The 25362-nt window shown below is 30.1% G+C and carries 22 protein-coding genes, 3 tRNA genes and 1 pseudogene; 22 read left to right on the forward strand and 4 right to left on the reverse strand.

Annotated elements, in window-relative coordinates; genetic code table 11:
• The first annotated feature begins 4 nt into the window (after positions 1–4).
• The 4 genes from AC0N0V_RS05800 to AC0N0V_RS05815 all read left to right on the forward strand — a co-directional run bounded on the left by AC0N0V_RS05800 (position 5) and on the right by AC0N0V_RS05815 (position 3318).
• Positions 5–289 (forward strand): hypothetical protein, encoded by a 285-nt coding sequence (locus AC0N0V_RS05800; protein WP_474462666.1) that lies wholly within the window; start codon positions 5–7, stop codon positions 287–289.
• A complete protein-coding gene (locus AC0N0V_RS05805; RefSeq protein WP_474462667.1) occupies positions 280–2673 on the forward strand; it encodes a hypothetical protein in 2394 nt (797 codons plus the stop codon). The genes AC0N0V_RS05800 and AC0N0V_RS05805 overlap by 10 nt, the downstream gene beginning before the upstream one ends.
• Positions 2674–2801: 128 nt before the next feature.
• Positions 2802–3065 carry a hypothetical protein gene (locus AC0N0V_RS05810; protein ID WP_474462669.1) on the forward strand — a complete coding sequence of 88 codons (264 nt, stop codon included), beginning with the start codon at positions 2802–2804 and terminating at the stop codon, positions 3063–3065.
• A gap of 28 nt (positions 3066–3093) precedes the next feature.
• Positions 3094–3318, forward strand: a complete 225-nt coding sequence (locus AC0N0V_RS05815) for a LexA family protein (RefSeq protein ID WP_474462670.1) — start codon at positions 3094–3096, stop codon at positions 3316–3318.
• A gap of 330 nt (positions 3319–3648) precedes the next feature.
• On the opposite strand, the gene AC0N0V_RS05820 is transcribed toward AC0N0V_RS05815, so the two are convergent.
• Complete coding sequence (locus AC0N0V_RS05820) at positions 3649–4212, reverse strand: rhomboid family intramembrane serine protease (protein ID WP_474462671.1); 564 nt, start codon at positions 4210–4212, stop codon at positions 3649–3651.
• A 158-nt stretch (positions 4213–4370) separates the two neighbouring features.
• Here AC0N0V_RS05820 and AC0N0V_RS05825 point away from each other — a divergent pair, with 158 nt between their 5' ends.
• The 14 genes from AC0N0V_RS05825 (at position 4371) to AC0N0V_RS05890 (ending at position 17508) form a co-directional block, all read left to right on the forward strand.
• The gene (locus tag AC0N0V_RS05825; protein ID WP_474462672.1) at positions 4371–4715 is read left to right on the forward strand and encodes a phenylpyruvate tautomerase MIF-related protein; all 345 of its coding nucleotides are present in this window, start codon (positions 4371–4373) and stop codon (positions 4713–4715) included.
• Between the two features lie 601 nt (positions 4716–5316).
• Positions 5317–5391, forward strand: a tRNA-Gln gene (locus AC0N0V_RS05830).
• 3 nt (positions 5392–5394) lie between these two features.
• Positions 5395–5470, forward strand: a tRNA-Lys gene (locus AC0N0V_RS05835).
• A gap of 8 nt (positions 5471–5478) precedes the next feature.
• A tRNA-Leu gene (locus AC0N0V_RS05840) sits at positions 5479–5562 on the forward strand.
• A gap of 426 nt (positions 5563–5988) precedes the next feature.
• A complete protein-coding gene (locus AC0N0V_RS05845; protein ID WP_474462673.1) occupies positions 5989–7320 on the forward strand; it encodes a hemolysin family protein in 1332 nt (443 codons plus the stop codon).
• Positions 7321–7609: 289 nt separating this feature from the next.
• Positions 7610–8968 (forward strand): RNA-guided endonuclease IscB, encoded by a 1359-nt coding sequence (gene iscB, locus AC0N0V_RS05850; protein WP_474462674.1) that lies wholly within the window; start codon positions 7610–7612, stop codon positions 8966–8968.
• Between the two features lie 53 nt (positions 8969–9021).
• The gene (locus tag AC0N0V_RS05855; protein WP_474464458.1) at positions 9022–9213 is read left to right on the forward strand and encodes a transposase; all 192 of its coding nucleotides are present in this window, start codon (positions 9022–9024) and stop codon (positions 9211–9213) included.
• 341 nt (positions 9214–9554) lie between these two features.
• Complete coding sequence (locus tag AC0N0V_RS05860; RefSeq protein WP_474462676.1) at positions 9555–9965, forward strand: hypothetical protein; 411 nt, start codon at positions 9555–9557, stop codon at positions 9963–9965.
• A 276-nt stretch (positions 9966–10241) separates the two neighbouring features.
• The gene (locus AC0N0V_RS05865) at positions 10242–12281 is read left to right on the forward strand and encodes a UvrD-helicase domain-containing protein (RefSeq protein ID WP_474462677.1); all 2040 of its coding nucleotides are present in this window, start codon (positions 10242–10244) and stop codon (positions 12279–12281) included.
• A complete protein-coding gene (locus AC0N0V_RS05870) occupies positions 12271–14445 on the forward strand; it encodes an ATP-dependent helicase (protein WP_474462678.1) in 2175 nt (724 codons plus the stop codon). Before AC0N0V_RS05865 ends, AC0N0V_RS05870 begins: the two co-directional genes overlap by 11 nt.
• Before the next feature lie 98 nt (positions 14446–14543).
• Positions 14544–15299, forward strand: a complete 756-nt coding sequence (locus AC0N0V_RS05875) for a PD-(D/E)XK nuclease family protein (protein ID WP_474462679.1) — start codon at positions 14544–14546, stop codon at positions 15297–15299.
• Between the two features lie 138 nt (positions 15300–15437).
• Positions 15438–16067 (forward strand): hypothetical protein, encoded by a 630-nt coding sequence (locus AC0N0V_RS05880; RefSeq protein WP_474462680.1) that lies wholly within the window; start codon positions 15438–15440, stop codon positions 16065–16067.
• Positions 16068–16240: 173 nt separating this feature from the next.
• Entirely contained in the window at positions 16241–16600 is a 360-nt protein-coding gene (locus tag AC0N0V_RS05885; protein WP_474464460.1) for a thioredoxin family protein, read from the forward strand.
• A gap of 74 nt (positions 16601–16674) precedes the next feature.
• Positions 16675–17508, forward strand: coding sequence for a tetratricopeptide repeat protein (locus AC0N0V_RS05890; protein ID WP_474462681.1), 834 nt, complete (start codon positions 16675–16677; stop codon positions 17506–17508).
• Between the two features lie 224 nt (positions 17509–17732).
• Here the strand turns inward: AC0N0V_RS05890 and AC0N0V_RS05895 are convergent, their stop codons facing one another.
• From AC0N0V_RS05895 to AC0N0V_RS05905, 3 genes and pseudogenes are all read right to left on the reverse strand, one after another.
• On the reverse strand, positions 17733–18437 hold the full coding sequence (locus tag AC0N0V_RS05895) for a L,D-transpeptidase family protein (protein ID WP_474462682.1): 705 nt from the start codon (positions 18435–18437) through the stop codon (positions 17733–17735).
• Positions 18438–18509: 72 nt separating this feature from the next.
• Positions 18510–19253, reverse strand: a complete 744-nt coding sequence (locus AC0N0V_RS05900; RefSeq protein ID WP_474462683.1) for a polysaccharide deacetylase family protein — start codon at positions 19251–19253, stop codon at positions 18510–18512.
• A gap of 138 nt (positions 19254–19391) precedes the next feature.
• Positions 19392–19577: pseudogene (locus AC0N0V_RS05905) on the reverse strand (amidase domain-containing protein); the annotation flags it as partial.
• A 930-nt stretch (positions 19578–20507) separates the two neighbouring features.
• On the opposite strand from AC0N0V_RS05905, the gene AC0N0V_RS05910 reads away from it, so the two are divergent.
• The 4 genes from AC0N0V_RS05910 (at position 20508) to thiI (ending at position 25144) form a co-directional block, all read left to right on the forward strand.
• Positions 20508–20657 carry a hypothetical protein gene (locus AC0N0V_RS05910; RefSeq protein ID WP_474462684.1) on the forward strand — a complete coding sequence of 50 codons (150 nt, stop codon included), beginning with the start codon at positions 20508–20510 and terminating at the stop codon, positions 20655–20657.
• 133 nt (positions 20658–20790) lie between these two features.
• A complete protein-coding gene (locus AC0N0V_RS05915; RefSeq protein WP_474462685.1) occupies positions 20791–21642 on the forward strand; it encodes a methyl-accepting chemotaxis protein in 852 nt (283 codons plus the stop codon).
• 1223 nt (positions 21643–22865) lie between these two features.
• Positions 22866–24005, forward strand: a complete 1140-nt coding sequence (locus AC0N0V_RS05920) for a cysteine desulfurase family protein (protein WP_474462687.1) — start codon at positions 22866–22868, stop codon at positions 24003–24005.
• Positions 24002–25144 (forward strand): tRNA uracil 4-sulfurtransferase ThiI, encoded by a 1143-nt coding sequence (gene thiI, locus AC0N0V_RS05925; protein ID WP_474462688.1) that lies wholly within the window; start codon positions 24002–24004, stop codon positions 25142–25144. The genes AC0N0V_RS05920 and thiI overlap by 4 nt, the downstream gene beginning before the upstream one ends.
• Positions 25145–25362: the final 218 nt, after the last annotated feature.

Raw genomic sequence — 25362 nt, forward strand, 5'->3', positions numbered from 1 at the left:
AATAATGGTGAATTGGATTGCTAAAATAGACAGTATGATAGCTGATAAGGTAAATAAAGTATGTGATGCAGCTATAGACAAAGTATTAAATGATGTAAGTATAATCTTATTAAAGGTTATACAAGGTGTTATTTATATTGTCCTGCAGTATGACGATTTGTTTGTGGCAGTAGCCATAGTTGGTGTATTTATAATGATGTTTGGCAATAGAAGATTAGATACAAAAGTAACTAGTTTATCAATAATTATATATGGTATTTTAAGGGTGGTGTTTAGTACATGCAATTAGTAAGTAGTAGGATTAAACAGGGTGAAAAATCCCTGTTACCTTTTATAAATATAGTTCCAGAGGACATGGTAACATATAAGATTATACCTGACTATACTATAGATAATTCAAATAATGACATTATAGCCCACTCGTTAGCTTCTATGTATTTAACCCCAAAACAAAGGATAAGCATATTTAAAGGTAGTTATAGCACTCCACGACAGGCTTATTTTGATATGATATTTAAGAAAAATCAAGCTAACTTTTATTTAACTCTAAATAATGACTACATTGAATTGATAGAAGGTAAAATGAAAACAGCATGGAATAAGTCAGAGATAAGTAAGATAGCTTCATCTAACATTCCTAAATTAAATGAGAAGAAAACAGAGTTATGTGAGGTAGTATTGAAAGATTATAGTTTTAAAAGCCTATCTACAAGTAAAAAAGGCTTATTTCCTTTAACAAATATGATGGGGATTCTAAGAATGTTAAAGGATGATGAGCAAATTAGAGTAAATATAGCGATAGAGCCTACTAGAAGAACTAACTGGATAAGTGTTGCTAAAGATGAATTCAAGATGTATCAAAAGGGTAAAGTCAGAAATAATGAAATGAGCACAAAAGAAAAGCTAATGAAACTAGGTTTCAATAGTGTAGAAGCTGCAATTCAGTTATTTATAGAGTATAAAATGTTACTATTTGAAAGTGTATTTGGAATAGTCATACGTGAGAAAAAGGAAGATGAAGTTCCTAAGTTTGACCTAAAATTAGACAGCTTAGAAAGAATAAAGGAAGATTTAAAGTACACAGGACTGCAACCAGCGACTACCTATAAAATGACATCTGAAGCTTTTAAGGTTAAAATAACTGTATTATCAGAGAGTAGTGATTCTAACAGAGCTAAGTTAAATATGCTTTCAGTAGCTAATAGTTATAAAGATATATCATTAGACAATGAGCTAGTAATACGCCCTTTAAGTAAAAATGAACAGGAGTTAGTATTTAAACAAGTTATGAAGTTTGATGTATCTACAAGTAATAAGTGTATAATGAATGATAAAGAAGTAGCTAAGTTAATTCAATTACCTCAAAGGGATTTGCAAAGCGAATATAAGATACAAAACATAGATACGAGAGAAGTTGAGATTCCAAAGGAGCTACTGAATGGTAAGGTCAGAATAGGTTATTCTGGGCTTAAAGGTCAAAGGTTACTAACTACATGGTGTGAAAATATAAATGTTATGGCCTTAGCTAAACTATTTGTAGGTCCACAAAATGCAGGAAAGACAACAGCGTTGAAGCGTACCGTAAAAGATTGTCATAAAGCAGGTTACAGTAATATTGTTATAGATTTTATAGAGGCATGCGAAACGGCTAGAGAAGTAGCAGAGGTAATATCTGATAATGAGAAGGTAATTATCAGATTAGGAGAGAAAGGGTACATCCCTGCATTAGCATATAATGAGGTTACTAAATTGATTACTGAGGATATGGATAGTTGGGATAGAGTTAGGCTGGCTAATTTATTAGCAGAGCAAGTTGAATATTTAATAAATGCAGTAACAGATGCAAGTACAGGAGAATTAACAGCACCTATGCTTAGATATCTTCATGCTGCATGTATGGTAACTTTTATCAGGCCAAAAGCTAAAATTAATGATGTGTTCGAAGTTTTAAGACGTTGGGATAAAAGAAATGAGGCTATAAGATATGCAAAATACTCTAAATGCTTTGATGAAGATGATGATATATTCTTCGACATAAATGAATTACATAAGAGGGATAGTAAAGATAAAATAGTAGGTACTAGAGAAGATTTAGTTGTAGGTATTACAAATAGAATAACCCTACTACAGAAAAATCCTTACCTAAAAGCTATGTTAAAAGCAGAGATAGATGATAAACAGGACCTAACTAGATATATTGAGGAGGGTAAGAGTATATTTATAGAAGTACCTCAATACCTGTTTCCAAGTATCATAGTAAGGGATATACTAACTACTTTCTATATTAGCAGAGTGTGGCTAACTGTTCAGATGAGACAGAATAATAAAGATGCTAGATTATGTAATGTAATTTTTGATGAGGTCCACCAAGTACCTACGACAGCTAGATTTCTTAGTAACCATGTTACAGAATTTAGGAGACACAGGTTAGGATTAATAATGACCTGCCACTACCTAAAACAAATGAGAGAATTATTAATAGCTCTAAAATCATCTGGTATTAGTTATATAATGATAGCAGGTACAGAGAAGGAGAATTTAGAACTACTAAAAGAGGAAATATCACCATTTACAGTAGAGGAGGGACTAAATCTAAAGCCTCATACTAGCTTAAATGTTATTAACTATGGTAATCAGTATGCTAGATTTATCACAGAACTACCAGAAAAATAATAAGGAAATTTAAGCGTTTAAAGGAGCCTATCAAGGATCTTTTTACATTAAAAGTTAAATTAAGGCATTGGCTACAAACTAGTGTTCCTATATAATAAAGATTAGAAACGTATGTTTGGGGTGAATTTATGAAGATATTAGTGAAGCCTATTGATGTAGTAGCTTGGTTTGATAAAGTTGGCAATCCTAATCCAGTTAGATTTAGAATAGATAATGAAGACTGTGAGCAGGTTACAATAAAGATAGATAAGGTAATCTGTAAATCAAAGGAGAAGCTTGCAGGTAATAATATGATTGTATTTCAGTGCCAGGGAGTGATAAATGGTACTATTAAACCTTTTGAATTGAAGTATGAATTAAGTACTTATAAGTGGATACTGTATAAAATGTAAAAATTAATTAGGGGGAAAGAGGGATATTATGACTACTAAGAAGCTAACAGAAAAACAAAGGAATGTATTGAGTACAATAGAAATGTATATTAATGATTATGGATACTCTCCAACAATTAGGGAGTTATGCAATTTATTAGATATAAAATCTTCATCAACAGTGCATGGGTATGTTGAACGATTAGAAAACGGTGGATATATAACAAAGCTAGATAAGGGAGCAAGAACTATACGAATAATAAAAAGCATATAATGTATTAAGTATAAAAGTGAGACATTAGGAGATAAAATTATCCTAATGTCTTTAATTTAAGTAACTACCTAAAATACATTTTGACGTCAAAAAAACGTCAAAAAAATAAATAAAAATATTCAACTTATGCAAAGAAATAATCACTAAGAATAAAGCAAAGTTCGGATTTATAGTAAATTTTCTAATATATATAATATACAGTATGGTTAAACAAGGAACACTTCTTTATACTCACAAATACTGATTATACAACACTTTTCAGGGTCTAGTCAATTGATATGGCAAAAATTAAAATTATCAATTGGTCTGAAGATACTACAGATATATGCGCTATAAGTCACCTTTATGTCTTAGATATCCAAAAATCCCTCCACAGAAACCACCGAAAATATGTGCAAATTGAGATACGTTATCTTTTATCAGTAAACCATTCATAATTTCTTTACCTAAAAACACAAAAGTAACTAGTACGAGTGTAAGCGGTATTGTTCCTGATTGATAGTTAGAAAAAGAGCTTAATAATATTAGCATAAAAACTATTCCGCTAGCACCAAGAAGGCCGGATTTAAAAAATAGGGTATTTATAATTCCAGTTAAAAATGCGGTAACTAAAATCATTTCTAATAGTGAATTCGAGCCATATTTTTCTTCAACCATTGGACCCACTAAAAGAATAATTAAGAAATTACCAGAAAAGTGGCTCCAATTAGCATGACCTAATATGTAACTAAAAAGTCGTAAGTATTGAAGTGGATCTTTAATGGAAGTTCTAAAATTAGTGAAAAGAAGATTGTTTGAGAAGCCTCCAGTAGCCATATCTAATAAAAGTGTTGCAAATGATATAAAAGTAAATGTTAATATTATTGGGGAGTTATAATGAATTCTTTTAAACATATTTACACCTGCTTTTCATAATGAGTTTTAATCGTAGACTAATAATTATAATGTCCAAATCTATGCAATTATATAAAAAGTTCCTTGAAAGAAATTAATAGTTATGATGTAATAATTACGAATAGATATCAAAAGAAACAAAAAAAGGAGGAAAACACATGCCATACATAAATTCCAGAACAACATTGAAATTAACTGAGGAAAAAAAGGAAACTATAAAAACCGAATTTGGCAAAATAATGAGTGAGGTTCTTGGGAAAAGTGAAGAGTGGCTAATGATAGGGTTTGATGATAGTCACGCTCTTTACTTTAGAGGTGTTAAAAAGGAAAAGGCCGCTTTTATTGAAGTTGAGATGATTGGAAAAGCAGAAAGAGAAAATAAAAACAAAGTTACATCATTAATATGTGATTTGTATGAAAAGGAATTAGAAATACCTAAGGACAGCATTTATATAACCTTTAGAGAAGTTGAAGATTGGGGTTATAATGGAAGCCTATTTTAAGACTTATAACTAAGAATGACAGAGGTTAACTCTGCCATTCTTAGTTATGGTATTTAAAATAATTTAATAATGGGTTATGAATTCTAATAACCTGGAAAACTAAATCTATGGTAGGATACCCTATTGTCTGAAAAAAATTAATTAGAGAATCATAAAAACTTAAAATTTCATTCGAGGAACAGGTTTCTTTCGCCAATACACATTTCGAATTCAATACCAAGTATAAGAATAATATAAAACCTACAGTATGCTTTTTTGAATTTAAGTTTTTTATTTTGTGATTAAATATTATATTATTTATTTTTGACTGAGTGTTTTTTTTAGGTGAGTCTAGGTTTATTGAAGTAATCATTTCTTTCTCCAATAAAATTGATTATATATTAGTATATGGTTTGCATATGAAAATGTGAATTTATTTGCTTTGAAGCGATAATATGCTATTTAGAAAGGTAGTAAATTATTCTGTATAATACTGGCAATTCAAAACATAAAAAAATGTATTATTTTTTTACATTTTGGATAAAATTATATCGAAAAGTTGTTGACAAACAAATTATTTGTCGCTATAATATATAAATGTGGAGTGAAGAAAACAACACATTGGGATATCGCCAAGCGGTAAGGCACCAGACTTTGACTCTGGTATTCGTAGGTTCAAATCCTGCTATCCCAGCCAAATGGTTTACTAGCTCAGTCGGTAGAGCACATGACTTTTAATCATGGTGTCCGGGGTTCGATTCCCCGGTAAGCCACCAACTAATTTGCAGGTGTGGCGGAATTGGCAGACGCACTAGACTTAGGATCTAGCGCCTTAGGCATGGGGGTTCGACTCCCTTCACCTGCACCATTTAATTAAAAAAATAAAAACATCAATGGTTCGAACCATTGATGTTTTTATTTGTAGGCAGTTAAAACCTTTATGATGAATATATTAGATAATATTGTACTTTACTCCAAAAAGCAAAATATTAAATATCCGTATAAAACAGTAGTTAGACTTAAATGAAGGTCTAATTACTGTTTTATTATTTTTATTAGAATATTAATAATGCTATCTTGTAAAAATATAATAAAGAATCTTTTACAAATACTCAAATTAAAGTTTGAAATCCATATAAAATCTAGCAAACTAATACAGATTAAAATGCGATTAATTATAAGGTAAATGAATTTTCAGAGTAATTATAGGTGTTTAATATCTCAATTTAACCAATTCAGTTATGAATTTTGTCTTTAATATAGAGTAGTATCTTAGTTTTAAGGAGGGCCTCTAATGAATAATGCTAATACCAGCATAATACCAGAGCTTATTCTAATATTGATATTGACTTTTATAAATGCATTTTTTTCAGCTTCAGAAATGGCCATAGTATCTTTAAATAAAAATAGAATAAATCATTTAGCTGAAGAAGGAAATGAAAAAGCAAAAATAATCTTAAAGCTGTTAGAGGAGCCTAGCAAATTTCTTTCAACAATACAGGTCGGGATTACTCTTGCCGGTTTCTTCGCCAGTGCTTCTGCTGCTACATCTGTTTCTCAGAGTTTTGCGCTAGCATTGAGTAGGTTTAATATTCCTTATATTGACCGAATTTCTGTTGTTATAGTTACAATACTACTTGCATATGTGACTCTAGTATTTGGAGAATTATTTCCTAAAAGAGTAGCGTTGCAAAAATCAGAAGTCATAGCTATGTTTTCTATAAAATGGATTTTATTTGTATCAAAGGTAGCTAAGCCTTTTATAAAATTACTTTCTACGTCTACAAATTTTTTGATTAAGCTTTTTGGGATGAATTTAGAAAATTTAGATGAAAAAGTATCGGAAGAGGAGATTAGATCGCTCATAGAAGTAGGTCAGGAAAATGGACTCTTTAATGAAACTGAAAAGGAAATGATTAATGGTATATTTGAGTTTGATGATACATTAGCAAAAGAAGTAATGACCCCAAGAATTGATGTATTTGCAATAGATATAAATACTGCTAGCAATATAATTGTAGAGAAGGTTTTAGAAGAGAAATATTCTAGGGTGCCTGTATATGAAGAAGATATTGATAATGTAATTGGTATTTTATATATAAAAGATTTATTTACTCCAATAATGGAGTATAACATTGATAAAATAAATATAAGAGAATTACTAAGAAGTCCTTATTTTGTACCAGAAAATAAGAATATAGATATACTATTTAAAGAACTACAAAACACTAAGAACCATATGGCGATTCTTATAGATGAGTATGGAGGATTTTCTGGAATTGTCACTATTGAAGATTTAATTGAAGAAGTTATGGGGAATATCTTTGATGAATATGATGAGTATGAACAATTGACAAAGAAAATAGATCCTGACACTTACATAGTTAGCGGACTTTTATCAATAGATGAAGTGAATGAGCTTTTGCATCTTAATTTGCAATCGTACAATTCAGATACTATAGGAGGATTTGTTGTTGATCTTATAGGAAGTATTCCAACAGATGATGAAGAACATACTGTAGAGTATGAAAACATAGTATTCAAAATTGAGAAGGTAAGTGAGAAGAGAATAGAGGAGTTGAAGATATACATCAATAGGTCAATAACCACTACCCTAAAGGGATAGTGGCTTGTGAGTAATTGCAAGCTGCTGTTTCTTTAAGATAGTATCATTTAGTTCGCTATTTGATGATTGAATAGCTTTAGTTGGTCGGAATGTGTTGTGCACAGCGAATCAACTACGTTATGTTAGAATGTATAGGCACTTCAGAGTGTTTCCCAAGCTCTGAACACTGCGGTGAGTGATTAAACATCTCTGAGGCAAGGAGAAGTGTTGCTCGTTTGAAACCTTTCATAACATTAGCGAAGGGAGCCTACCGCCTTCAGGCGAGATTAATTTAAAAGGACTGACTTTTATGGTGTATTTGAATAGTATCGAGGGAAAACCTTTGATGCCAACATCGAACGCGAAAGCGAGAAAACTGCTAAAACAAGGAGGAGCTAAGGTTACAAGTTTAAGACCTCTTGTGATTCAACTTACATACAAAACAAAGACTGAATATGTGCAACCTATAACTCTAGGAGTTGATAGTGGATATTTGAACATTGGGTTCAGTGCTATTTCTCAGCAAAAAGAGTATATTGTAGGTGAGGTTAAATTATTAAAAAGTATGAAAGATAGACTTCTGGAGAAATCTTCATACAGAAAAGTTAGAAGAAGTCGATTGAGGCATAGAAAACCAAGGTGGAATAATAGAGCTAAATCTAAGAAAAAAGGTTGGTTAGCACCAAGCTTAAAACATAAGTTGGATACTCATATTAAATTTATAGATTATTTGAATAACATTCTACCTATTAAAAGAACAATAATTGAAGTTGCTAACTTTGATATTCAGAAAATGAAAGATGATACTATAAGTGGAAAGCAATATCAAGAAGGTGACATGATAGGTTTTTGGAACATACGTGAATATGTGTTGCATAGAGACGGTCACAAATGTCAAAATCCTAATTGTAAGAATAAGAAAAAAGAACAAATATTAGAGATTCACCACATAAGATTTAAAAGTCAAGGTGGTTCGGATGCACCGAGTAATCTTATTACTTTGTGTGATAAGTGTCATACCTCACCTAATCACAAGAAAGGCAAATTTTTATATGATTGGTGTGAAAATGGTAAGAAGGTTAAAGGATTTAGGGATGCTACATTTATGAGTATGGTTCGATGGTATCTTGTAAGGGAGTTAAAATCAAAGTATTCCAATATATCAACTACATATGGATATATCACAAAAAATCATAGAATAGAGAATAATATAGAAAAAAGCCATTCTAACGATGCTTTTGCTATAGCAAAAGGAGTTCATCAATTGAGATGTAAAGATATTTTCTCTGTAGTTCAAGATAGGCTAGGTAATAGAAGCTTAGAGAAATTCTATGATTCAAATGTTATAGATATTAGGGCTGGTGAAAAAGTTAGTGGTGGAGATTTAAATAATGGTAGAAGAACTAGAAATAAGAATCTTAACACTGAAAATTTAAGAAAATACAGGGGACAAAAGATCTCTAAAGGTCAAAGAAGGATTAGGAAACAGAAATACTTCTATCAACCAAATGATTTGGTTAAATTTGAGGGTGAAATATATACAGTCAAAGGTACTCAAAATGAAGGGAAATATATTGCATTGAAGGAGATTAAGAAAGTTCCTAGAGTAGATCTTCTTATTCCTTACAAATTTAAGAAAGGTTTGAACTGGACACATGAAGTGTGTTAGTGAAAACCATAGTAAACATCTATTAATGGTTCATCTTATATCATATTCATTTACTGGTTCACTACAAACCTACAATGTATATCTTAGATATTGTAAGATGGTTCAAGCAAATTTTAACTTATAGGATATGGAGAATCGGGAGCAATTCAGATATTCTAAGGAAACATTTTTGGAAAGAACGAACTTTTTGGTCAGATGGCTATTTTGCTTGTAGTATAGGCAACGTCTCGAAAGAGACTATATAGAAGTATATACAAAATCAGGGGTAGAGCGTAAAAATTGAAGCCGAAATAAACGCTATTTATTATTGCTTGAATAAATTTAGAGATTTAATTATCGAATAAAAAGTGACTTCTATAAAAGATTGTTAATACTCTTTTATAGAAGTCACTTTAAGTCAGAAAAATACTTAGATAACTTTGAAAATAGTAACAATACTTAGGGGAATGGGAGATAGTAAAAATTTAAAAATTTTCACCAAGATATTAATTAAGTGTCCTTATTGATATTATATATCAGTTGAAAATTATTATCAAGAGTTTATATATTTATTCTTGAAATTATTTAAAAGCCTGGAAGTGATAAAATGTATTCTAATAGGAGAAGAGAACATATTCATATTATTAGACAGTTTGAAATAGAAAGTGGGAATTATACTGGCCTTAGATTAGTTATTTTTAATAATAATGGCTTAAAGTATATTAAAGATTATGATACCTTTATAAAACATAAGTATAAAAACCCTAAAAATAAGATTCATAGTAAATCTCTCTGGAAGATTACAAATTCAAATATTCCTGGTGTGATTAAAAAAGAGATGATAAATACAGATGATGATAATAAATTTAGAATGGAACATGTTTTATACGATTCTCAGGAAATTCCTATCAGTGATTATGATGAGGCAATATTTAAAAAAGAAAAAATATACATAGATAAAAATATACATGAGTTTATTAATAAAGCTAAAAGTGATTCAGATGATGGGTTACTATAATTTAATTCTTAGTTATTAGAAAAATAATCCTATTTTTTTAGATAACTACACTATAATATTTTAAAAGAGAATAAGTGTAATAGTAATGTGCTTTTGGAGGTTAATGACCAAATTGGAATTTAAATAAATAAAAGTGAAATTTATAATCCGATATTTGTGAATATGTGTGCTAAAATAGAGTGTGTATGAAGTGAAGCTTAGATCACATCAGGTGATAATCTAATAAATCTGACGAATGAGGTGATTTAAATAGAGTATTTTGAAGTAGAAAATAAAGTGTTAAATAATATGGACACTGAAAAATATGCATTAATTAGTGGTAAATCAGCTAGTGGAAAGACAACATTAGCAATAAAAACATATAAGAACTTGGTTGAAAAAGACAAAATTAATACTAATGAAATATTAGCTTTGATAATGAATAGGCACCAGGGATTAACTTGGAAGAAGGAATTATGTCTCGAAAATTTATCAGAAACAAAGGTTTTTACATATCAAGGCTTTGTGAGAAAAGAACTTATAAAGTACTGGCCGTTAGTAGAGAAAAACTGCCTTAAAATAAAGAAGGATAAGGTAAGGCCCGAATTTGTGTCAGCAGATACAGCTAATTATATGATGGAGATTCTGGTAGATTTTTTTAGAAAAAAGGGATATTTTATAAACATCACTTCGACTTCAAACAGAATTGCAGCAGACTTAGTTTCTAATATTAGCAAAGCAGCATTGTCTTTACTGGATTTAAAGGAAATTGGAAGTAGAATATACAATTCTTTAGAAGTCAAAGAAGGCATTCAAAAAGAAAACTATGATCAGATGGATGATGTAATAGACAGGTACATAAATAGATTCTTGAGCCAGGGAGTTGTAGACTATGGTATTAGTGTTTATTTATATAATAGCTTTCTTCTAACAGATTCACTTTATCTAGAACATTTGAAGAAGATAAAATATATTATAGTAGATGATTTGGATGAAGCTTCACCAGCACAATTAGAACTTATAAATATATTAACAAAGGATACAGAAAAAGCTTATTTGTTTACCAATCCGGAAGGTGGATTTTGTAATTTTTATGGGGCAGATAGTATATACTTAGAAGAAAATCTGCCATACAATTGTACTAAAATTGAATTGAAAGATCATTTTTCTTCTAATGATCAATTCATAAATTTTGCAGATAAAATAAACGAAAGAACGTTAAATATTATTTCTAGGTGGGAAAGCAAAATACCAGTATATTTTGATATATCGTCACAGTTAAGAAGTGAAATGATAGAAAAAATAGGAGATAAAATTAAAGAACTCATTTTAGAAGGGAACAACCCAGAAGACGTGGTAATTATATCTCCTTTTAATGATTTTATATTAAGTTCGGAGATAGAGAATAGATTAAAAAGTGAGGGAATAAATATTTTTGATACTTCTAAGAAAAAAAGGCTTATTGATAACCCATATGTTCACTGCCTAATAGTAATAGCCTATCTATGTAGTGATACTATTAAAATCAAGCTTACTGTGGATGACTATAGAAATTTTTTTAGAACTATTCTAGAAATAGATGTAATTAGAGCATCTATACTTTCTAAGAATGCAGTAAAAGATAAATTATTGCTTGTGTTATCAAATGACATTGTGGATAGAATAGGCTTTGAGAAGACAGAAAGATATAAGTATCTAAAAAACTGGATCGATAAATATAGAGTCAATACTCAAATGGGAAGAATGCCTTTAGATGAGTTATTTAGAAGAGCTTTTTTAGAACTACTTATTACCCTCCCGAAAGCTAGAGAGAACATATCTATATGCAAGAACTTAAGTGAAACGGCAGAGAAGTTTATTGGAATTCTTTTGCAATTTAACAAGATGGATAATCCAGAAGAAAAGTTTATAGAGTTTATTAAAAGAGAGGCTTCAGACTTCTACTCTTTAAGAGAATTAGAAGAGATAAAATTAAGAGAAAATAGTGTAGTTATAACGAGTCCATATAGCTTTTTAACTTCAAATATCAATAGTAAAATTCAGATTTGGACAGATATAAATAGTAATACCTGGACACCAAGAAATGTAAAGGAACTTACAAATGCCTATGTACTAAGAAAGACATGGTATATGAACGATGTATATACCGATGAAATAGAGGTGAGAAACAGACAGAATAATTTAGTTTCTGTAATTAGATGTCTTATGAGAAAATGTAATAAAAAGTTGTATTTCTATGGAAGTGAGTACTCTGTAAATGGTTATGAACAACAAAGCTCTTTATCAGAGATTATTATGGATATTATGAGCGAGAGAGGAGATATTGATGGGATTTAGAGAGGATCAACAGCCTATAATGGAATATACAGGTGGAACTATGGCGATACCAGCAGTACCAGGAGCAGGTAAAACCTTTATTGTTGCGAACTTATCGGCCAAAATAATAGAAGAGAAAAGGCATAAACCAGGTAAGGTGTTAGTAGTAACATATATGAATAGTGCAGTAAACAACTTTAAAAGTAGAATATCCTCAGTATTAAATGAAAAAGGAATAACTGCATTTAATGATTATGAAGTCATGACAATACATAGTCTAGCTATGAAAATTTTAAGAGATAGGCCAGATGTTGTAGGAGTAAATGAGGAATTTGGAATACTGGATGATATAAGAAAAGTTTTCTATTTGAGTGAGTGCATAGATGAGTGGAGAGTTAGAGGTGGAGAGGAAATATTTAAATCTCTTTTAACAGACCGCGCTAGAGAGGGTTATAAACAAAAGGGTGCAGACTGGTGGAAAAATTTTTTTAGTGTGGCTGACAGTTTAATTAGTGAATTAAAGCTAAATGACATTTCACCAGATAAGCTTAGAGAACAGAGAGGAGTTCTTGGACAGAGTAGTATTATAGGAATTATTTACGAGATTTATAGACTCTATACTAAAAGATTAAAACTGGAAGGATATTTAGACTATAATGATTTGCTTATATTATCTTATAAAGCACTATTAATAGATGAAAAGCTAAGAGACAAGTTTCAGAGTAAATATAGCTTTATATTTGAGGACGAGTGCCAGGACTCTAATCTAGTGCAGTGTAGGATGTTATCACTACTTTCAGAGAAAAGCAAAAATTTGGTTAGAGTTGGAGATCTTAATCAAAGTATAATGGGTACGTTTACCTCCTCTGATCCTAAGTTTTTTGCGGATTTTTGCAGAATAGCTAATCAAAAATATGTTATGAATATGGCTGGAAGAAGCTCGGAAAATATCATTAATTTAGCAAATTATTTAGTAGACTATACAAGAGAGAGTCATCCAGTTCAAATGTGCAGAGAAGCATTGGCTAATCAAAAATTAAGACTAGTATCAGGTTTGGAGGATTTTAAAAATCCGGAAATAGATGAGTATGGAATACAGTCACTCTGTTTAAATTCATGGGACGAAGTTAAGAAGAATACAATAGGAAGAATTATCAGGTTTAAGAATAAGTTTCCGAATAAAACTATAGGAGTATTAGTTCCTTTTAATAACCATGTAAGTGAGATAGCAAAAGACCTTAGAAAGCTTAATATAGAATGTGATGAGCTTTCAAACACTGCAGAAAAAAGAGTCAAAGTCACTAACATTTTAGGATATATCCTTGCATTTTTAGGAGAGCCTGATAATATTTACAAACTTAAATCTTTAATAGATGTATTCATAGAGGAAAATAGCGAAGAAAAAGATATTCTGATAGAATTTATACTAAAGAATAGAGTTGAAGATTTGCTATGTGACACGTTTAAGTTTTCTGAAAGAATCATAAAAGGTAGTCTGTATAAGATATTGAAAGAAAAATTAAATATCATAAATAAAATAGTAAACTACAATCAGACTTCCTTAGACAGCTTAATTATATACATAGGGACTTCATTAAACTTAAGCGTAGAAGATAAAGCAATGGTTCATGCAGTAGCTTCATATGTTAGGTATGAAGTAAAGTACAATCCCAATTTGACATTAGATGAACTTTCTGAGCAACTTTTAAATATTAAAAATCCAGTATTTAAACATATTGCTGATATAATATATGATCTTCAAGGTTATGAGCCAGTGCCAGGGAGAGTAACTGTAGCTACTTGTCATAAATCAAAAGGCCTAGAATGGGATTGTGTATTTATATTATCTCTAACGGATTATAACTTTCCAGCATTATTAAGTGCTAACTTTAGGTCTGATTACTATTACCTGAAAAATGAATTTAAAAACCCTGTAGCTTTTGGAAAGGCTGAAATACAAAGAATTATTGGAGAAAAAGTTTTTGATAACCCTCCTCTTCAAGCAAAGGTAGATATTTTAAATGAAAAAATAAGATTGTTATATGTAGCTGTAACTAGAGCAAAGGAGTATTTGTATTTGGTAGCATATAAGGAAAAAAGGGGCAAAATGGAGGATAAGCCTTCATTATACTTTGAAGTTATGGAAAAGTTTGTGGTAAATGAAACGACGAGTCTTAGAAGATAAGTTATGATAAGGAATTTCTTATAGCAAGATTTATCTCAAAATAATGTTATTTAGACAATGTTAAATTAATATGATATAGAAATTTGGAAGTGATAAAAATGATTGATGTGAGAAGGTTACAATATTTCTATTATAGTCAAAACTCTTTAAATACATTTAGTAAGTGTCCTTTAAAATTCAAATTAAAGTATATGGAGGATATAGCCTGGAGAAATGATTCGCCTATGGATGTGGAGTTTTATGGCAGTATGAAGGTAGGATTAGATTTTCACTTGATTTGCGAAAGATATTTTTCAAACATTCCTTTAGGTGTGGCTGGGGACAGCGAGGAACTTGTAAGGTGGACGGAAGCGCTTAAGAGCAAAATGCCTCTAAGAAAGGAATATATATACTTACCTGAGTATGAAATAAAGATGGCAAAAGGCGATATTAAGCTTCAAGCTAAATATGATTTAATAATTATAAAGCCAGAGGGACAAATAGAAATATGGGACTGGAAAACAGAAAATAGGAAGCTTACACATAAGGAAATAGAAAAAAGGTTTCAGACTATTGTTTATATGTACGTTTTAAAAGAGAGGGCCAAGGAAATTTTACAAGTAGAGGATGAGGCTAAAAATATAAAGATGATATTTTGGCAACCACAATATGAAGAGGAAGAACTTATAGTAGACTATTCAGATAATAAACATTATGAAAATGAAAAAGCTATCAAAAAGCTTATTTCTAGCATAAATAACTATGATTTTAAAGAGAACTTTAATAAGGATTTATATATTAAAAATTGTAAGTTTTGTGAGTTTAATTATTTTTGTAATAATGAAAAAGTTGATTTTAATATAGTAGAAGAATAGTATTGTGTGGTAGAATAAATGGCAAAAATAAGATGGTTTTAATTTTTATCAATGGGTATTTAGTACACTTAATATAATAAAAAACAGGTTTTTTTCGGCTCAAAATCACATAAGCTATTATTGAAATGGGGAGATACTATGAAAATAAATAGCTTTATTTTACCTAAAAATCATAAAGGTGAAAGGTTTGAGTATGGAGTAAAATTAATACCCAACAGAACTTTAGATAGGCTAACAGACAGCATGGTTATCTCTACAGAAAAAAATATTCAAGGGAAAAACTTATTTAACCTATGTTTTAAAAAGAGGCAAAATGCTAAATTAGTTGTTAACAAATTTGTGTTAACGGAAGCACAGTTTGAAAATTATATTTATTTTTTAAGTAAATTTAATAACAAAAATAATATTAAAACAGAATTTATTGTAGAAAATATGGGTACAATAAAAATATCCTCCCTTAATAAAGATTATATAAAAATATCCTCCGAAAAAGTGGAAAATGATTTTTTTATTAAAGTATTTTTTACCTTGTTAAGATTGGAACTTTCAGCATATATTGAGGCGTTAAAAGATGTCTATTCAGGCAAGGAAATAACAAGTTTATTAACTTACCAGATGGGATATTTAATTAATCCTCTTAGCAAATTAGAAAGAGATGAAGTTTATCTAAATGCACTATATATATTCATTGACTGGGCTTTGGATAACAGAAACAAGGAGGTATTTGGACTTTTGGTAAAAGAGGTTCAAAGAGTTTTAGATTCTTAAGCTTTTATATTTGGTGTTAGGATTGTAATATTTACATACCTAACGCCTTTTATTATTTAACGTTATTGGTTTATATGATAAAATTAATAAATAAACATATATATTTTTTTGTCAAAAGAAATCTCTTTATAGAGAAAAGGATTTTGTTGTTAATGGCTGTATAACGAGATTAAATAGTTAGATTTAACAGGAAAGAATGTGATAGAATGAGAAAAGTAGATTCGATAGAGAAAGCCATCAGTTTTATAAAAGAAAATAGTTTAGCATTAATTTATATATCTTCAGAAGATTGTAGTGTGTGTAAGGTTTTGATGCCTAAGATTGAAGAGTTACTTAGTAAATATGAAAAAATACAAAGTATAAAGATTGATATATCTGAAATTCCGGCTGTATCTGGCCAATTTTCAGTTTTTACGATTCCAACTATTATATTCTTTATTAATGGTGAGGAATACATTAGAGAATCGAGATTTATAAGTATATTAGATTTAGAGGGAAAGATTGAAAGATATTATAATATGTTATTTAGGTAGAAGTTTATTTGACAAACGTTAAGGATAAAAAGTTTTCCTAATTGTCCGTTACAGAATAGAGGAGATGAGGTAAGTTGAACAAGAAAAATACTAAACAAATAATTATTTATTCGATACTTGTGGTAGTGGTTGCTATATCTGTAGCTTTGGGAATATATAAATATTTTAAGGTACAAGCTTATAATAAGCTTATAAATAATGCTAACAATTACATGGATAACGGAAACTATAATAAAGCAATTGCGATATTTAATGAATCGTTGCAATATAAAAATGATCCTAATGTCAAGAGAAGTATTATACTTGCAGAGAGCCTTTTATCCTCCGAAAAATCATATGAACAAGGAAATAAACAGATGGAAAATAAAGAGTTCCTTAAAGCAATTGAAAGTTTCAAAAAGGTAGTAAAGGAGGATGAAAAAAAATATGAGGAATCACAGAAAAAAATGGAAGAGTGTAAAAAATTATATATAGCACTAAACCTTGAGAATGCATCAGAATATGCTAAGAATAATAAGTATGATGAAGCTAATAAGTACTTAGATGATATTCTAAAAATAGATAGTAAAAATACACAAGCAAAGAAACTAAAGGATACATATTTAAAGGAAATGAAACAAAGCACTAACAATGCAAAGCAAGAATCAAATAGGCAAGATACTGGTGTACAGGTGACAGTGAACGAAGCGATTGAAATAGTTGCAAAATACTTAAATTCCCAAGGAACCAAAACTCAATTTACCTTTGACCATGAGGATATAAAAAATGGTAGTAACTATTATGTAATTCAAGCTTTTGAAAATATGGGCGATCATATTGCAACGAGCGGGTGGTATTATGTTGATAAGAATAGTGGAAAAGTATATGAATGGGATTTAGCAGCAGACAAATTAGTACCTCTTAATTAGTTAGCAATTGACAGTGGGCAGTTAAGGACGATTTAATTAGTTTTATCTTCAATAAAATTATGGGCCAGGCTTAGGTTAGGTTTTGCCTACAACAAAACGGGCTTTTAGGAAATTAAATTTTCCTAGTGAAAGGAGGTAAAACTTCCTTAACTGTCAATTGTCACTATCAACTAAAATATTATAATAAAATCACCAACATAACTTAACTAATATAATACTTTCTATTATTCAAAAGGCTTCATATCTAACTTTTTATAAAGTTCTTCATTGATATCATGAGTAATTTGAAGATTGTTATCTTTTCTAAATTTAATTACTTCACTTTTCATCCTATCACCATAAACACCATCGGGATTCCCTGAATAATATCCTAGGTTTTTTAATTTTCTTTGGACTTCAAATACATCAGAACCTCTGTCTCCAGGAATTAAATCTCTAAATTGATTTGTAAAAAGTCCGTAGGGTCCACCATATATTACAACAGTTGTACCAACTTGAACATGACCGTAAAGATCTTCTACATCCTTATTAAACATTCTTATACACCCTAAAGATTCAGCACCTCCAATTGTCAAAGGTTTATTAGTGCCATGTATTCCATAGTTTCCCCAAGGAACATTCAATGCCATCCAACGACTTCCAAAACCTTTACCCCAATCAGCCTCCTTATGTCTAATAGTCCAAGTGCCGATTGGAGAAGGGGTAGTTGGTTTTCCACCAGCAACGGGGTAAGTTTTCACTATTTCATTAGTGTCTTTGTTTATTAAATATAATCTTAATTCGTTTAAATCTACTAAAACATTATACTTAATTCTGTTTTCTACATCTAAATTATATTCTGATGAATAAGCTTTTATAGAAATATTAGAAATTGTTACAAATATAAACAAGAACAATACAATTAATAGTAAAGAATTACGTCTTTTCATTTAAACACCTCTAGTCTATTAAATATATGAAAATTTCATTGCAATTAATTTGTACTGATTGCAATAGATAGATTATTTAGATACTCTAAAATGGTATTCCGGTGTAGCATTAGTAATTGCCTTAAATTCATATCCTAAATCTTTATAATATTTTATTACTTTTGGTAATACAGCACAGGTATTTTTATTAGGCTGATCACAGTGGGCAAGTAAGAATATTTTATTAGGATTAACACACTTAGTAGTAGCTTCCCTATAAAGTTTATCGGCAGATGTATTATAGTCTAATCCATCTGATAAACTTAAATTCCAATCATATATTTTATAACCTCTAGCATGAAGTCTTTCTAAGAGAGACTTACTTAAGTGTGGTTTACTTCCGGATGGAAATCTAATTACTTTAGGTTCAAAATCTAAAATTTTTTTAATTTCCAATGCAGTCTTATCCATTTCCTCTATAAAGGTAGTATTACTGGAATACAGTTGTTTATAGTGGTGAGTAAAGCTATGAAGACCTATACTATGACCTTCTCTATAAATTCTTCTTATTAAATCTTCTCTGCCTTCAATTTTATATCCTACAACAAAGAAAGTAGCTCTTATATTTTTTTCTTTTAAAATATCTAAAATCTTACTAGTGATTACAGTACTAGGCCCATCATCGAAGGTTAGATATATAACTTTATTATTAGCAGCAGAAGGGTTTTCCCCACCTATTATTAAACTAGTTGCTTTAGACACATTTATATTAACTAAATAAATGCTAACAAGCAGTAATGAAATTATAACTGATAAGAGTCTTTTTTTATTTTTCACAGCACACCCTCCTTTTTTCTACTTGTATTTTATACTCATTATAGGATTCTAGATTTGGAGATAACTAATTTGATTAAAGTAAGTAATTAAGATCAATACCTGAAACCTTATAAAAATTTATTTTGATAGACACATACATTATCCGTTAATATGTATCAGGAAAAACCTAATTTTATTATCTCCCCAACCTAAATCCCAAGGCACATGGTATCTGTCTGTGGTATGAGAGTTTATTAAGGGATATCCGTGAGAATCCCAACCAGTAACGACAACAAAGTGGTCAATATTCCCCTTCTTTTCATAACATACTAAATCCGCCAACTGACCGTACTTTTGAGAGGTATCAAAAATCTCCTTTAAAGATAATAAATCACCAGTTACAAATGCAGAGGAACGTTTATTATAGATATCTTTTACTATTGTTTTCAACTCTTTTTCATCATATTTTTTATTTGTTTTTGCATTAGGGTTTTGTAAAGCATGAACAATATGATTATTAAGTAAGTTAAAAAGAGGTATAGTAACTAATAAGCCTATAGAAAAATATATAATTAGTTTTTTTCTAAAGTGCAGATTATGGTACAAATAGAAAACCCCCTTACGTTGGAATTAATATATGCTTTTCTTAGTATTTACATTTTAAAATGTTTTAACTTAAATAATTAATAAAATGGCTTGTTAAGTTATGTTAATAGATTAATTTTCTACATGAAATCTCAATATTAACAAGGCAACCCTTAAAAATCAAAAAGTTGCTGTTTTATCGTCAAAAGTTCGTTAAAATTTTTTGAAAGTTCTAATTAGTTATTTTGGTAGCTCTTTTTATCATATCATCAGTAATATAGCTATAAGTTTTAATTATTTGCTGAGCATCATGTCCCATTAATTTTGCAATAGTTTTACAATCTAAACCTTAAGTAACTAAACTAGCAGCGTAGGCATGTCTTAGTTCGTGTACACTTATGTTGTAGCCTAATCTATTACAACACTTATATGACATTAGGCTTACAGAATTGTAATTCAGCAAGATTATAATGTATGAATAATTGATGAATACTGAAATGAAATGTACCTAGCTGTGGACAAACTGTGAATTGTGTGGATAAAAATGGAAAATGTTTGTTTTGAAATTTATTTGGATGAAATAGGTAAATAAAAATAGGCGATTAAAAATGATTAGAAAAGTACTATACTGTATCAAAGGACGAAGGAAAAGCACCGCAACTACTTAGATAAGAAATGGCAGGTTAAAATATGGCACTAGATATGATGGATATGGCACAGGGGATTTCCCAGAGTTCTAGAAGGCTAGGTAATAGTGGTGGTGTATTATTTTCTCTTGCGAGAGAAGATGCAGAAGCCGAAAAAAACTTACAGAGAAGCTTTAAGGACAGAAATTATTAAGCTAGATGATAATATTACTAAAACAGTAAATTCTTATTTATGTTAGTTGAATAGTACACGTCCTATTAGTATAATAAGTATTATGCATAAAATGTAAAATAAAAGAATAATTTGTTGAATGGAGACTGTATTTATGGATTATAATAAGTATTTTAGTGAAGAACTAAGCGATGAAGAAATTTTAAGAGCATTTTCTGTTGTTCTACCATATTTAAACAATCTTTCAAGAGATGATACAGCATTTGGACTATCAGATAAGGAAAAATATATTTATTATCAACCTGCTGAAGGATTCGATTTACAGGTTAAGTATGGTACAGAAGTAGTCCAATCGGTAAAAGACTGCCTTAGTAGTGGCAAGATACAAAAAGGAGATATACCAACAAGTGTATTAGGGAAGGCTATAAAAGTTATAGCAATACCTATAAAAAATTCAAAAGGGCAAGTTATTGGAACTATTAGCAATGGAATTGATATTGAAGATTCCAATCAGATGACAACTAGTATTAATGAAGTATTTGAGTCAATCGTTCAGATATCAGGTGGCATGGGTGAATTAGCTGATACAGCTTCTGAACTTGCTAGGTCTGGACAAAGTGCAGTTCAATTGGCTCAAGTTACAATTGAAACTTCAAAAAAGACTTCAGAGGCATTGGAAATTATTAAAGGAATTGCTGATAAAATAAATTTACTTGGATTAAATGCAGCTATCGAATCTGCTAGAGCTGGTGAACAAGGAAGAGGATTTAATGTAGTATCAAGTGAAATCAGAAAGCTTGCACAACAAAGTAAGGAATCCGTTACTACTATAAGAAGTATTATTGAAGAGATGAATGAATCAGTAAATAATATAAATAAGGCAATTACCGAGTCGGCAGCAGTAAGTGAAGAACAAGCAGCATCTATTGAGGAAATAGATGCGACAATTGAAAACATTAATGATAACCTACAAAACTTAAGTAAGTTTAGTAAAAGATTCCTATAGTTAATGTGTATTACTATTATGAGGTTTGAGTATGCACATCACAATGACCGAATAGGCACTAATATAATCTCTCGATTTTGTCTATTACGTTGAAGCATACCATAAATGCTTATTAATACTTAATTTAGGTTACAGTATTCATATTAACGGTCAAAACTGAAAAGACGAAGAATTTAATATAACACTGTATTATTCATATCTGAATTTTACAGTGTTTTTTGTCGCATTTCAAAAATTTATATACCCAGGTGTTCTTTTTTACAAAGTTTTAATATAGACTAAACATAAGCTATACAATCAAGTGCTAATATAAAGTTGTGAATCAAATATATTTTATTTGAAGGTAAGTCACCCTATTTCAATTTTGCATTGATAAAAATATCGATGCTTTTTTTATATAAAATTTTAATCTAAAAAGTATATGATTATTTAACATTAATGTAATAAAGATGTAACAATAAGTATTTATAATAATAAGTTTCCTAAGGAATTAAACTTTAGAGGAATTTAAAAGTATATAATAAGTCTCCCTTGTTATATAGAAGATAAGCACTGGTAGAAATACTAGTGCTTATTTATTTTGTAAAAAGGATGTTAGAATATGCTAAATATCTATACAAACTATAGAAGACAAACTTTCAAAGGGGACGATTTAGCGAATCCAAATGAAGAAATAGTTCAGCCTAGTAGGAATTTTAAGTTCATTAGTATAAGATTCTGTAATCTTTTGCTCAAAGCTGACGCAACACTGTGAACCTAACCTTAAAACAGCATGCTAAACTTAGATTTAAGTCGCAGTTATTTACTTTTCTGACATATCTCCTAAGTAAATTATATCATTACAATTGAACTTAATAAGGTTCAAGGAAATGCAGAACAATCAACTGCTAAAGCACTTAATCGAGAGGTAGAATATATATGATACCTAGAAGATTAGGTGCTCTTTTTCATGCCTTGTGATACTAAAAATAGGATTAAGAATAAATTATTAAATTTAATATTAAAATTAGGAAGCATATGTGTAAGCCTTACATATATTAATTGAAATTTCTACATATAATTACATCTTTTCTTCACAAAACCTGCATAATTTGGTATTATGATAAGGCGAATCAAATTTAAGACAAGATAAATATTATCTAATATGTCAATAATATTTATAGGTTCATATATGAAGTTAAACTATAATAAAGAGAAATGATTTAATTAGGGAGTGATAAATAGTGGAAGTTTACTTTGATAATAGTGCTACAACAAAACCTTACGACGAAGTTATTGAGGTTATGGTAGATGCGATGAAGAATTATTATGGAAATCCTTCTTCTGCATATTCACTTGGTATAAAAGCAGAGCAAAAGATAAATGAAAACAGAGAAATAGTAGCAAGTACTCTAAATTGTACTAAAGATGAAATAATATTTACATCAGGGGGAAGTGAAAGCAATAATTTTTTAATTCGAGGATTTTTAAAAGAGGGTGCGCATATAATAACTACTAAAATAGAACATCCAAGTGTTTTAAATACCTGTAAAGAGTTGGAAAGACAAGGGATTACAGTTACATTTTTAAGTGTAGATAGTAAAGGTAAAATAGACTTAAAGGAGTTAGAAGAAAGCATAAATAAAGATACCCAAGTAGTAAGTATAATGCATGTAAATAACGAACTCGGGATAGTTCAGGATATAGAAAGTATAGGAAGGCTTATAAAGGAAAAAAGCAGCAGAATTAAGTTCCATGTAGATGCAGTTCAAAGCTATGGGAAGTATAAGATAGATGTTCAAAAATGTAAGATAGATTTGCTCTCTGCAAGTGGACATAAGATTCATGGACCAAGAGGAATTGGTATAGCATATGTAAGAAAAGGACTTATGCCAAAACCACTTATATATGGCGGAGGACAAGAGAAAAACTTTAGATCTGGTACTGAAAACCTTGCAGCGGTAGTTGGATTTGCAAAAGCTGCAGAAAAAATTTATAGCCAAAGAGTGCAAAATTTTGAGAAGCTATCACAAATTAAAGGCTATTTTATAGATAAAGTTAAAAATATACCTAATATAAAAATAAATAGTGAAGGCGAAGAATATGCACCATATATACTAAGCATATCTTTTGTAGGTGTCAGGGGTGAAGTGCTTCTTCATATGCTAGAGGAAAAGGGAATTTTTGTTTCAACAGGTTCAGCTTGTTCAGCAAAAGGTACTAAGGATAGTCACGTATTACAGGCTATAGGTATTAAAAGCGAAGATATAAAGGGGACTATAAGGTTTAGTTTTAGTGATTATAATACTAAAGAAGAGGTAGAATATACTGTAGATGCTTTAGAGAATGCTTTAAAATTTTTAAGGAGAGTTGGAAAAAAATGAAGAAATTATTATTAATAAAATATGCACCGGAAATATTTTTAAAAGGGTTAAATCGAGGAAAATTTGAGAAAAAACTAATGGATAACATAAAAAGAGTATTAGAAGGGACAAATTGTACATTCGTTTCTGACCAAGGAAGATGGTTTTTAGAATGTGAAGATATAGAAGAGGCTATTAAGAGAGTTAAAAGAGTTTTTGGAGTTTCTGAAATATGTATTGTAACTGAAGTTCCAGCAGAGATGGAAGAAATAAACAAGCAAGCCTTAAAGGAAATAGAAGAAATTAAACCAGCTACTTTTAAAGTAGAAACTAACAGAGCTAATAAAAAGTTTCCTGGTAACTCAATGGAGATAAGTGGATCAGTTGGAGCTTATATTTTAAGAAATAGTGAAGGTTTAAAGGTAAGTGTAAGTAAACCAGAGACTGTAGTAAATGTAGAAATAAGAGAAAGGGCATATGTTTATTCTAAAAGAATAAAAGCTGTAGGCGGTATGCCATATGGTACAAATGGTAGCACAATGCTTATGCTTTCAGGAGGTATAGATTCTCCTGTAGCTGGATATATGATGGCTAGACGTGGAGTAGAATTGCATTGTGTATATTTCCATAGTCACCCGTATACTAGTGAAAGAGCTAAAGAAAAGGTTAAAGATTTAGCAAATATTCTAAAAACTTATACAGGAAGAGCAAATTTGCATGTGGTTCCATTCACGGAAATACAAATGCAGATAATTGAAAAGTGTAGAGAAGATGAGTTAACTATTATTATGAGAAGATTCATGATGAGAGTAGCCTGCAAACTAGCTGAAAATCATGAAATAAATTCTGTAACTACTGGTGAGAGTGTAGGTCAGGTTGCAAGTCAAACTATGGAAGGGCTCGTAGTTAGTAATGATGTTGCTGATAGACCAGTATTTAGACCACTAATAGCTATGGATAAAGTTGACATAATGGATATTTCAAGAGACATTGGAACATATGAAACTTCAATATTACCTTATGAAGACTGTTGCACTATATTCGTTCCAAAGCATCCAAAAACAAAACCAAGACTTGAGAGTATAAGAAAATCTGAAGAAGCACTTGATATTGAAAAACTTGTTGAAGATGCGGTTAATGGGACCGAGATTTTTAGGTAAGCCAAGACTAGAATGTAGTAGGCTGACAACTAAATTTTGTTTATAAAATTTATCCGATGACTACCCGCTCTAATACTCCCTCTTCTCCAAGAGGGAGTAAAGAGCGGCTATGTCCCTGGATTTGTTCAACTAAGAATCAGGTGGGGTTAAAACCCCATCTGATTCAAGTTTCACCTTATAGTTGGCTTTTAGAAAATTGACAGCCGACAGTAAACAGT

The organism is Clostridium sp. CS1-1 (genome assembly GCF_056135525.1).